The organism is Pseudonocardia sp. GCM10023141 (assembly GCF_042653605.1).
This window is the reverse complement of the sequence record NZ_JBHSIR010000009.1, coordinates 127,518-137,597: the sequence shown is the minus strand read 5'-3', so window position 1 is coordinate 137,597 and position 10,080 is coordinate 127,518. Positions and strand designations below refer to the sequence as shown.

The 10,080-nt window shown below is 71.4% G+C and carries 10 protein-coding genes; 5 read left to right on the top strand and 5 right to left on the bottom strand.

Features of this window, described 5'->3' with window-relative positions; translation table 11 throughout:
- Window positions 1-38 precede the first annotated feature (38 nt).
- From ACFPFQ_RS05595 to ACFPFQ_RS05585, 3 genes are all read right to left on the bottom strand, one after another.
- Window positions 39-497 (bottom strand): carboxymuconolactone decarboxylase family protein, encoded by a 459-nt coding sequence (locus ACFPFQ_RS05595; protein ID WP_379615442.1) that lies wholly within the window; start codon window positions 495-497, stop codon window positions 39-41.
- A complete protein-coding gene (gene sigJ, locus ACFPFQ_RS05590; RefSeq protein WP_379615440.1) occupies window positions 494-1,456 on the bottom strand; it encodes an RNA polymerase sigma factor SigJ in 963 nt (320 codons plus the stop codon). The genes ACFPFQ_RS05595 and sigJ overlap by 4 nt, the downstream gene beginning before the upstream one ends.
- Window positions 1,457-1,956: 500 nt before the next feature.
- Window positions 1,957-2,553, bottom strand: coding sequence for a TetR family transcriptional regulator (locus ACFPFQ_RS05585; protein WP_379615438.1), 597 nt, complete (start codon window positions 2,551-2,553; stop codon window positions 1,957-1,959).
- A 105-nt stretch (window positions 2,554-2,658) separates the two neighbouring features.
- Here ACFPFQ_RS05585 and ACFPFQ_RS05580 point away from each other — a divergent pair, with 105 nt between their 5' ends.
- Complete coding sequence (locus ACFPFQ_RS05580; protein ID WP_379615436.1) at window positions 2,659-3,555, top strand: SDR family oxidoreductase; 897 nt, start codon at window positions 2,659-2,661, stop codon at window positions 3,553-3,555.
- A gap of 74 nt (window positions 3,556-3,629) precedes the next feature.
- On the opposite strand, the gene ACFPFQ_RS05575 is transcribed toward ACFPFQ_RS05580, so the two are convergent.
- Window positions 3,630-4,235 carry a TetR/AcrR family transcriptional regulator gene (locus ACFPFQ_RS05575; RefSeq protein ID WP_379615434.1) on the bottom strand — a complete coding sequence of 202 codons (606 nt, stop codon included), beginning with the start codon at window positions 4,233-4,235 and terminating at the stop codon, window positions 3,630-3,632.
- Between the two features lie 272 nt (window positions 4,236-4,507).
- Between ACFPFQ_RS05575 and ACFPFQ_RS05570 the strand changes: the two genes are divergently transcribed.
- From ACFPFQ_RS05570 to ACFPFQ_RS05555, 4 genes are read left to right on the top strand one after another with little or no spacing between them, the layout of a single operon-like run.
- Window positions 4,508-5,869, top strand: a complete 1,362-nt coding sequence (locus ACFPFQ_RS05570) for a flavin-containing monooxygenase (RefSeq protein ID WP_379615432.1) — start codon at window positions 4,508-4,510, stop codon at window positions 5,867-5,869.
- Window positions 5,870-5,874: 5 nt separating this feature from the next.
- Window positions 5,875-6,651: an SDR family NAD(P)-dependent oxidoreductase gene (locus ACFPFQ_RS05565; protein WP_379615430.1), complete on the top strand. Its 777-nt coding sequence runs from the start codon at window positions 5,875-5,877 to the stop codon at window positions 6,649-6,651.
- An 11-nt stretch (window positions 6,652-6,662) separates the two neighbouring features.
- Complete coding sequence (locus ACFPFQ_RS05560) at window positions 6,663-8,144, top strand: APC family permease (RefSeq protein ID WP_379615428.1); 1,482 nt, start codon at window positions 6,663-6,665, stop codon at window positions 8,142-8,144.
- On the top strand, window positions 8,141-8,989 hold the full coding sequence (locus ACFPFQ_RS05555; protein WP_379615426.1) for an SDR family NAD(P)-dependent oxidoreductase: 849 nt from the start codon (window positions 8,141-8,143) through the stop codon (window positions 8,987-8,989). The genes ACFPFQ_RS05560 and ACFPFQ_RS05555 overlap by 4 nt, the downstream gene beginning before the upstream one ends.
- Before the next feature lie 22 nt (window positions 8,990-9,011).
- On the opposite strand, the gene ACFPFQ_RS05550 is transcribed toward ACFPFQ_RS05555, so the two are convergent.
- On the bottom strand, window positions 9,012-10,058 hold the full coding sequence (locus tag ACFPFQ_RS05550) for an LLM class flavin-dependent oxidoreductase (protein WP_379615424.1): 1,047 nt from the start codon (window positions 10,056-10,058) through the stop codon (window positions 9,012-9,014).
- Between the last annotated feature and the right edge of the window lie 22 nt (window positions 10,059-10,080).

The window sequence follows — 10,080 nt, the reverse complement described above, 5'->3', positions numbered from 1 at the left end:
TGCCGTTCGCGCGCCACACTCGGGCGCGATCAACGAGGTCAGCCGTCGACCCGGTACCTGCTGGTGATCGCGACCCGGTTGAAGGCGTTCATCACCGTGGCGAGCCAAGCGACCGCCGAGACCTGGTCGGCGCTGAGCGCGGCCGCCGCGGCGTCGTAGTCGTCATCGCTGACATGCCCGTCCGGCACGCAGGTGATCGCCTCGGTCAGCCGGAGGGCGGCGCGTTCGGTCGCGGAGAAGTAGCCGGTCTCCGCCCAGGCGGGTAGCACGGCGATCCGGTCGGGGTTCTCGCCCTCCTTGAGGGCGTCCCGGGTGTGCATGCGCAGGCAGAATGCGCAGCCGTTGAGCTGGGAGGTGCGGATCTTGAGCAGCTCGACGAGCAGCGGGTCGAGCCCCGCCGCCGCCGCGAGCTCCTCCACCTCGGTGGACATCGCGATGAGGGTCTTGTACGGCGCCGGGTGCAGCTTGCCGATGTTGACGCGCTGGGTGTTCGTCATGGTTCCTTCGTTCCGTCTCGCTCTGCGTTCTCGCCAGGGAGACGAGCTACCCCCTCGGAACGTGACAGCTGGACGTGAGCGAGTTTGTCCGGGTTGATGACCCTGCGGTAGGCGGTGATCAGGCCGCCGGTGATCTGGACCGTGTCGACGGAGTACGCGCGCCCCTCCCGGTGGAACACCATGGCGAGCTCGCCGCCGACCTCGACGAGATCGATGCTGTCCGGCCGCCACTGCCGTCCCACCCGCACCATCACCTCGGCGACGCGCCGACCGCCCCGGATGAGCTTGCGGGCGGCGAAGACCTTGCCGCCGCCGTCGGTGACGTACACCGCGTCCGGGTGCAGCAGCCGGACCAGGCCGTCCAGATCCCCGGCCTCGTAGGCGGCGCGGAAGATCCTCAGCACCCGTTCCCGCTCCGCTCTCGGCGCGCGCGGAGCGGACTGCTTCGCCTTCGCCACGCGGCGACGTGCGCGCGAGGCCAGCTGGCGGGCGTTGGGCATCGAGACGTCCAGCACCTCGGCGATCCGGCCGAAGTCGAACCCGAAGACGTCGTGCAGGACGAAGGCCACCCGCTCCGACGGGCCCAGCTCCTCCATGACCAGCAGCAGTGCGGAGCTGACGGACTCGTCGACGAGGACCGGTTCGGCCGCGTCCGGCCCCGTGAGCAGGGGTTCCGGTAACCACGGCCCGACGTAGGTCTCCCGGCGCGAGCGAGCGCTCTTGAGGATGTCGTAGGACCGGCGGGCGGCGACCGTGATCAACCAGGCCCGCAGGTCGTCGACCCCCCGCAGTTCCGCGCCGGCCGCCCGCAGCCACACGTCCTGGGTCACGTCCTCGGCATCGGCCACGCTCCCCAGCAGCCGGTAGGCCACGCCGAAGACAGCGCGCCGATGCGTCTCCCACCCGGCGCCGAGCAGATCGTCCTGCTCCGAGCCCGCGGGGACCGGGCCCTCACCCATGAAGATCGCAACCTCCTCCGCGGACGAGCAGATCATGCCCGGTGTCTCGTGGCACCCGCGGGGTGTCCGGCGGTCGTCGAGACAGCCAACAGCCACGACCGGCGTGACCGCAACACGCCCAGCGCTGCCGGGGGTGGGGCCCGGCCGGTCGACGTTGACCCTTGTCGCGTTCGAACTCATCATGTGCGGGCCCGCCGATCGCTCAGCAGTCCCGTGGAGGTGTCGTGTCGAAGGCGAGACGGCGCGGCGGCAACGTTCCGTTCACCGCAACGAGCTTCATCGGACGGCGCCAGCAGCGCACGGAGATCCGCGACCGGCTCGCGGCCGGCCGGCCGGTGAGCCTGATCGGGCCGGGGGAGTGGGCAAGACCCGATTGGCGCTGCAAGCCGCGGGTGATCCCCGGATCGCGGCGTCATTCCGACCTCGCATGCCGTCGCCGGTCCTCGCACACGTTCTTACCCCTGCGAAGACGGGTCACGGTGTGCGACGTCGGGCTCGCCTCAGGCCGGGCCACGGTCTAGTGCGGTCGCCAGGCCGGTCGTCAGCGCGGCCAGCTCGCCCAGCACCTCGTGTTCGATGGCGGCGAGGGAGCGCTGCTCGCCGTCGGCGATCCACTGGGTGAAGGCCACGCCGAACACGGTGGTGCCGGACTCGGCCGCGAGGGTGGCGGCCTGGGCGGCGACGCCCCGTGCGCGGAGCGCCTCGGCGATCGCGGCGGCGAGCGTCGCGAGCTTGAGCAGCTCCCGCTCCTTGAGCGCGGGGTTCGCAGCGATGACCGACTGCCGTTGCCGTGACCAGTTCCGCCGGTCGTCGGGGAAGAAGGCGGCCGATGTCGCCAGCGCCGACGCGATCATCTCCAGCGGTGCCGCGGTCGGCGGGGCCGCGTTCACGCCGGCGAGGAAGGCCTCCTGCAACAGGTTCTGCGGGTCGAACAGGACCTCGCGCTTGTCGGCGAAGTACCGGAAGAACGTGCGCTCGGTCAAACCGACGCTGCGCGCGATCTCCTCGACGGTGGTCTGCTCGAAGCCCTGCCGGACGTAGAGCTCCAGCGCCGCCACCCGCAGGCGTTCCCCCGCGCCCGGCTCCCATCGCACCATGCCGTGAGCATACTGATGGCAGTCGCTGACATTCCGTGCTACGTTCATGTCAGCCTCTGACATCAGGGGGTGCCGGGTCACCGGCGACGAGAGGAAGAGCTGCTCATGCGCGTTTTCGTGACAGGAGCGTCCGGCTGGATCGGCTCCGCCACGGTCGACGAACTGCTTGCCGCCGGCCATCACGTGGTCGGGCTCGCCCGCTCCGACGCGTCCGCCGCCGCGCTGGGGGCCAAGGGTGCCCAGGTCCGCCGGGGCGACCTCGACGACGTCGAGGGCATCCGCGAGGGAGCGGCGGACGCGGATGCGGTCATCCACCTCGCGAACAAGCACGACTTCGCCGACCCCGCCGTCTCGAACACCGCCGAACGGGCCGCGGTGGCCGCGATCGGGGAGACGCTCGAGGGCTCGGGCCGCGCGTTCCTGCTCGCGTCCGGGGTGGGCGGGTTCGGCGGCGGTCGCCCCCTCCGGGAGGACGACGCCGCCCCGTTCCACGGGATCGACTCACCGCGCGGTGGCAGCGAGAACCTCGCGCTGAGCTACGCCGCGCGCGGGGTGCACGTGATCAGCCTGCGCTTCGCCCCGACCGTCCATGGCACCGGCGACCACGGCTTCGTCGCCCACCTCGCCGGCATCGCCCGCGAGAAGGGGGTGGCGGGCTACATCGATGACGGTGCGAACCGGTGGCCCGCGGTGCACCGCACCGACGCCGCCCGCATGGTCCGGCTCGGCCTGGAGGCGGCGCCGGCGGGTTCGCGCCTGCATGCGATCGGGGAGGAGGGCGTGGCGACGCGCCGGATCGCCGAGGCGATCGGACGGGTGGTCGGGGTGCCTGCCGCCTCCGTCCCGGCCGCGGACGCACCGGCCCACTTCGGCTGGATCGGCGGCTTCTTCGGCATGGACATCCCGGCTTCGAGCGCGTGGACGCAGGAGCTGCTCGGCTGGACGCCCACCGGGCCCACCCTCATCGAGGACCTCGACGGCGGTGCCTACTCGCACGCCTGAGCCGGGCACCGGCCATGATCGCCGCGTGCGGTACCGGAGGTGCGCCGATGCAGCTCAGGTGCCGCAATCGCTGATCAAGCTGATCGGGATGCCGGTACCGCGAGACCCGTGAGCATTCCGGCGAAGTCCCCGAGGGTGGCGGCGGCCAGTTCGGAGTTGCGGTCGGCCAGCCAGTTGAGCACCGAGCCGTCCACCATCACCGCGACCATCCGCGCGAGCTGGTCCATCGGCAGCGTCCACCGGATGCCGGCCCGGTCCGCGACGAAGGTCAGGTACTCGGTGGCCTGCCGGCTGTAGTCGTCGTACTGGTTGCGCGCGACCGCCGTGTCGGTCCGGCGCAACGCGTAGACGGTGAGCTCGTAGCTGAACAGCTCACCGTCGGGATCCGCGATCCCGGTCCGGAAGATCGCGTCGATGCCCGCGCGCAGGTTCGTGGCGAGGTCGGCACCGTCGTCCCAGACGTTGAGTGCCGCGTCGATCATGTCCTTCACGAGCATCCGGACGAGCTCCTCGAACAGCTCGTCCTTGCTGCGGAAGCAGTAGTGGAACGTCCCGCGGGTCATCCCGGCCTCGGTCGTGATGGCCCGGGTGGACGCCTCGGCGATCCCGTCGCGGGCCACGACCCGGGCCGCCGCCTCGACGAGGAGGCGACGGCGGTCGTCGACGGCGAGGCGTGTCATGGGCGGCTCCAGATCGGGTGGCGGACCCTGATCGGCCCAGAGTGGGGCGATCGCCCTGATGACGGTAGCAGCGTCCCCGGTCGGCTGCGGCGAGGCGCTGCGCTGTTCGAGTGGTGCCGCGGAGGCAATCTGGGGCGATCGCCCTAGGGCGCTTGACTGGGGCGATCGCCCGACTTCATACTCGGCCCACTTCGAAGGGCCCCCGGACGCGGTGTGTTGTGGCCTTTCGGGGAGCGCGGAAATCCGAATCAGCTGTGCCCACCGGAGGAATCGTGAGCGAGAAGTCCCCATCGGACAGTCGGGTGTGTGTTGTCGGGGCGGGTCCGTCCGGCCTGGTCATGGCCCGGGCGGCGCTGCAGGCCGGCGCCGAGGTCGTCGTCTACGAGCGGCACACCGACGTCGGCGGTATCTGGGATCCGGAGAATCCCGGGAGCCCGATCTACGAGTCCGCACATTTCATCTCGTCGCGCTACACGTCCGGTTTCTACGGTTTCCCGATGCCGGAGTCCTTCCCCGACTACCCCGGCTACAAGCTGCTGCGCGACTTCATCCGGGAGTTCGCCGCCACCTTCGGCCTCTACGACGTGGTGCGGCTGGGCACCGGCGTGCAGCGCGCCGAGCAGGTCGACGGCGGCTGGGTCGTGACCGACACCGACGGCCGGTCGGAGACCTTCACCCACCTCGTGTGTGCCAACGGCGTCACCTGGCACCCGCGAATGCCCGACTACCCGGGTCTGGACACGTTCACCGGCGAGTACCGGCACTCCTCGACCTTCCGCCACGCGCGGGAGTTCGACGGCAAGCGGGTGCTGGTCGTCGGCGGCGGGAACTCCGGCGTCGACATCGCGTGCGACGCCGCCCGCAACGCGGACGCGGCGTTCTGGTCGGTGCGCCGGGGCTACCGGGTGATCCCGAAGCACATCTTCGGGGTGCCGCTCGACGTCTTCATCAACGAGGGTGGCCGGCCACCGGAAGGCGTCACGGTGCCCGAGGACCCCAGCGCTCTGATCGACGCACTCGTCGGCGATCTGAGCCGGTTCGGCCTGCCCAAGGCCGACCACGCGGCGCTGGAGTCGCACCCGATCGTCAACGACGCGATCGTCCACCACTTGACCCACGGCGACATCGCCGGGAAGCCCGACGTGGCGCGGTTGCGCGGCGACACGGTCGAGTTCACCGACGGGAGCACGGAACAGGTCGACCTGGTCCTGTTCGCCACCGGCTACGACTACGACATCGCCTACGTCGACCCGTCGCTGTTCGAGTGGCGCCATGGCCACCCGGAGCTGTACCTCAACATGTTCAACCGCGAGATCGACAACCTCTACGTGCTGGGGTTCATCGAGTTCGCCGACGCCGCCTACCACCGCTTCGACGAGATGGCGCAGCTGATCGCCTTCGACGTGGTGGCGACCGGCGCGCGCAAGCAGCAGCTGTCGGAGCTCAAGCGCACCGACGCACCCGACCTGCGCGGCGGGATGCACTACATCGACTCCCCGCGCCACGCCAGCTACGTCGAGACCCACACCTTCCAGCACGCGCTGGCGGCCGTGCGGGAGCGCTTCGGCCTCGAAGCGCTCACCGAGACCACCTTCGACGCGCTGCGCCGGGACCCCCTCGAGAAGGCGGGCTGACGGCCGTGCGGTACTTCGACCTGACCGGCAGGACGGCGGTCGTCACCGGCGCCGCGTCGGGCATCGGGCTGGCCACCGCCACCCGGCTCGCCGATGCCGGTGCCCGCGTGGTGCTGGCCGACATCGCCGACGCCGCCGGGCCCGCGGCGGCGCTCGGCGCGAGGTTCCACCGGACCGACGTCACCGACGAGGACGCGGTGCGGGAGCTGCTCGCGTCCGCCGCGGTCGACGGCCCGGTGCACGTACTGGTGCAGGCCGCCGGGGTGATGACCGAGGCGTCGCTCCCGCAGCTCGACGCGCGCGAACTCGACCGGCTGCTGCGGATCAACATGAGCGGGGTGCTGTTCGGCTTCAAGCACGCGCCCTCGGTGATGACCGCGGGCGGGTCGATCGTCACGATCGCGTCGCTGGCCGCCACGCTCGGCCTGCCCGGCTACGGCGCCTACGCCGCCTCGAAGGCCGCGGTGCTCGCCCTCGCACGGGTGGCGGCGGTCGAGTACGGCCCGCTGGGCATCCGCGTCAACTGCGTGTGCCCGAGCTCGGTGGACACGCCGATGCTGCACGCGCAGGTCAACGGTGCGCTGGAGGCGGCGCTGTCGAAAGCCGCGTCGCCGCTGGGCACGCTGAGCTCGCCCGAGCACATCGCCGCGCTGGTGCACTTCCTCGCCGCCGACGACTGCCCGCAGATCAGCGGGCAGGCACTCGCCATCGATGCCGGCATGACCGCCGGGTACAGCACGGAGCTCCTCGAACGTCTCGCCACGTCACTGCTCCCCGTCTGAAGGGCGCCACCATGACCGGATCGAGCACGTCGGGCGGTGGGTTGACCACCCCCAGGATCGTCTTCCTCGTGGTGGCTGCGGCCGCGCCGATGGCCGCCATCGTCGGGCTGGTCCCGCTGCAGTACGCGATCGGCAACGGCGCAGGCGCCCCCGCGGCCTTCGTGATCGCGGGGCTGGTGCTGCTCTGCTTCGGGGTGGGCTACGCCGCGATGTCGCGGCGGATCACCAATACGGGCGGCTTCTACACCTTCATCTCCCGCGGACTGGGCCGCCCCCAAGGTGTTGCCGGGGCACTGGTGGCGCTGGTGGCCTACACCGCGGTCGGGCTCCAGCTCGTCGGCGGCTTCGGCTACTTCACTCAGCTCGTCCTCGCCCAACAGCTCGGGGTGACCCTGCCGTGGGAGCTCTACAGCGCGCTCGGCGTGGCCGGTGCCGCCGTGCTCACCTACCGCCGGGTCGATCTCAGCGCCCGGGTGCTCGGCCTGCTGATGGTCGGCGAGATCGGCGTCCTGCTCGTGCTCGACGTCGCGGTGGTCGGCCACCGCGGCGCCGCCGCGCTCCCGCTCGCCTCGATCACGCCCAGCACGGCGCTGACCGGTCTGGCCGTGGCGTCGGTGTTCGCGTTCAGCGCGTTCATCGGGTTCGAGTCCGCCGCGCTCTACGGTGAGGAGTCGCGCAACCCGGCGCGGACCATCCCGATGGCCACCTACTGGGCGCTGGCCGTCATCACCGTCTTCTACGGGCTCACCAGCTGGATCGGCGTCGGCGCCGTGGGGGCCGACCAGGTGCGGGACGTGGCCGGGCAGCAGCTCGGGAACTACTTCTTCACCCTCAACGACCAGTACGTCGGCACCGTCATGACGACGATCATGTCGGTACTGATGTGCACCAGCCTGTTCGCCTCGCTCGTGGCCGTGCAGAACGCGGCGAGCCGCTACATCTACGCGCTGGGCCGCGAACGCGTGCTGCCGCGCGCGGTGGGGCGCACGCACGCGGTGCACGGGTCCCCGGCCCGCGCGTCGCTGGTGGTCACCGCGGTGAACGTGGTCGTCCCGGCGATCTACGCCCTCGCCGGGCTGGACCCGTACCTCAACCTCGCCACGAGCATGGGCGGGCTCGGGGTCGTCGGCATCATCGTCATCCAGGCGGCCGCGGCCGCGTCGGTCATCGGCTTCTTCCGCGGGCGCGCCGACCGGCACTGGTGGCGCACGCTGGTCGCCCCCGGCATCGGGCTGGTCGGGCTCGTCGTCGCCGTGGTCCTGATCGTCGCCAACTTCTCGCTGGTCACCGGCACCGACTCGGCCATCGTCAACGGGCTCCCGTGGCTGATCGTCATCGCCGCCGCCGGGGGCCTGGGCTACGCGCTCTGGCTGCGCGGCAACCGCCCGGAGATCTACGCGGGGCTGGCGGCGGAGAGCCACGTCCGCGGCGAGCCCGCGATGTCGGAAGCCGCGACCGCGCCGGAGACAGCGACCGCACCGGAACCCGCATGACCGCCCCCCGTCCGCTGGCGGGCCGGGTCGCACTGGTCACCGGCGCCGGCCGGCCCCGCGGGATCGGGTGCGCCGTCGCGGTGCGGCTCGCCGCGGCAGGCGCCGACGTCGTCGTCACCGACCTCGCCCGCGATCGTGGCGACCTGCGTTTCGGCACGGTCGGGCTGGGCGACTCACCCGAGGCGCTGGAGGCGGTCGCCGGGCTCGTCCGCGAGCAGGGCGCCCGCGGCCTCGCCGTCTCGCTCGACGTGACCGACGCCGAGCAGGCCGCCGTCGCCGTCGACTCCGCCGTCGCGCGGTTCGGTGGGCTGGACATCCTGGTGAACAACGCCGGCACCGGCGTCGGCGTCGGCGACTTCCTGACCGTCACCGACGCGGAGTGGAACCTGTCCTGGCAGGTGAACGTGCTGGGGGCGGCGCGGATGTGCCGGTTGGCGGCACCGCACCTTGGCCGCCGCGGCCCGGGCTGCATCGTGAACATCGCGTCCACCGCCGGCCTGGCGGGGATGGCCGGATACGGCGCCTACACCGTCACGAAGCATGCCGTGGTCGGGCTCACCAGGCTGCTCGCGGCCGAGCTCGGACCCCGCGACATCCGCGTGAACGCCGTCGCCCCGGGAATGATCCACACCGACATGGGCGCGGCGGAGCTCGAGATGATCGCGGACGCGGAGGGCCTCGGCGTCGACGAGGCCACCCGCAACGTGGTCGCGTCGATCCCGCTGCGGCGGCTGGGGCTCGCCACCGACGTCGCGGTCGCGGTCGGCTGGCTCGTCGCCGACGCGGGCTACGTCACCGGAACCGTCATCCCCGTCCACGGCGGGATCGTCTCCGGCCTGGTCTGATCACGGCTTCGACGATGGTGGGTCAGGTGGTGGGCTTCCACCCGAGCGCCGGTCCGAGCGAGGTGGCCATGTCGGTGAGGATCTGGACGTAGTCGGCGTGGTCGAAGCTGAACGGCAGTGCGAAGACGACCTCGCGCACCTCGCGGAACGCCACGTCGGCGTAGAGCTTCTCGGCGATCTCCTGCGACGTCCCGATGATGTCGGGCGCCGCGAGCAGGCCCGGGCCGGGAGGTCCACCCGGTGCGAGCGTTCGCGGGGTGCGCTTGTCGACGTAGGCCTGGTACCGGGCCCGTTGTTCGGGGGTGGCGGTGTCGGTGGGGATCACGACGAGGCCCTGCGAGACGCGTGCGGTGTCGCCGTGGGGGTGGTGCTGTTTGAACAGCGCGATCTGGCGCTGCTGGATGGCGGCGAAGCTCCAGCGGCCGTCGGTCTCGAGGTCGGACTGCTCAGGCTTGATGATGTTGCTGGTGAGGAGGTTCAGGCCCTGTTCGGCGGCCCATCGCGTGGATCGGCTGCTGGCCGAGCCGTACCAGATGCGGTCGACCAGCCCGGGGGAGTGCGGCTCCACGCGTGCGGAGAACTGCTCGAAGCCCGAGGTACCGGCGAAGGTGCTGACGTCCGCACCGGCGATCATGCGCTGCAACCGGAGAACACGTTCGAAGGACAGGTCCTCGGCGTCGGCGGTGTCGGGGTAGAGCGCGTTCTTGACGTCGTCCCAGTGGATCGGCGGACCGACCGAGAAGCCGGGTTGCAGGCGGCCGCCGGAGAGGATGTCGACGGTGGCGAGATCCTCGGCCATGCGCAGCGGGTTCTCCCAACCCAGGGGCGTCACCGCCGTGCCCATCGCGATCCGGCTGGTGCGTTGCGAGGCCGCTGCCATGATCGCGACCGGCGACGAGATGCCGGTCTGGAAGTGCCGGTGGCGCAGGTAGACGCTGTCGAATCCGAGCTGCTCACCGAGCTCGATGACCTGCAGCACGCTCTCGTGCCCGGGCGCGGGATCATCGCCGTCGAACAGTCCGATGGTGAGGAAGCCGAGCTTCTCGAGGGGGACGTCGGGCGTCGGCATACCGGCTCCTTCTCGTGTCACG

Bases quoted from the DNA above. Each gene is read 5' to 3' on its own strand.
- sigJ (WP_379615440.1), bottom strand. From the start codon at position 1,456: ATGGGTGAGGGCCCGGTCCCCGCGGGCTCGGAGCAGGACGATCTGCTC.
- ACFPFQ_RS05560 (WP_379615428.1), top strand. From the start codon at position 6,663: ATGACCGGATCGAGCACGTCGGGCGGTGGGTTGACCACCCCCAGGATC.
- ACFPFQ_RS05580 (WP_379615436.1), top strand. From the start codon at position 2,659: ATGCGCGTTTTCGTGACAGGAGCGTCCGGCTGGATCGGCTCCGCCACG.
- ACFPFQ_RS05555 (WP_379615426.1), top strand. From the start codon at position 8,141: ATGACCGCCCCCCGTCCGCTGGCGGGCCGGGTCGCACTGGTCACCGGC.
- ACFPFQ_RS05575 (WP_379615434.1), bottom strand. From the start codon at position 4,235: ATGACACGCCTCGCCGTCGACGACCGCCGTCGCCTCCTCGTCGAGGCG.
- ACFPFQ_RS05595 (WP_379615442.1), bottom strand. From the start codon at position 497: ATGACGAACACCCAGCGCGTCAACATCGGCAAGCTGCACCCGGCGCCG.
- ACFPFQ_RS05585 (WP_379615438.1), bottom strand. From the start codon at position 2,553: ATGGTGCGATGGGAGCCGGGCGCGGGGGAACGCCTGCGGGTGGCGGCG.
- ACFPFQ_RS05550 (WP_379615424.1), bottom strand. From the start codon at position 10,058: ATGCCGACGCCCGACGTCCCCCTCGAGAAGCTCGGCTTCCTCACCATC.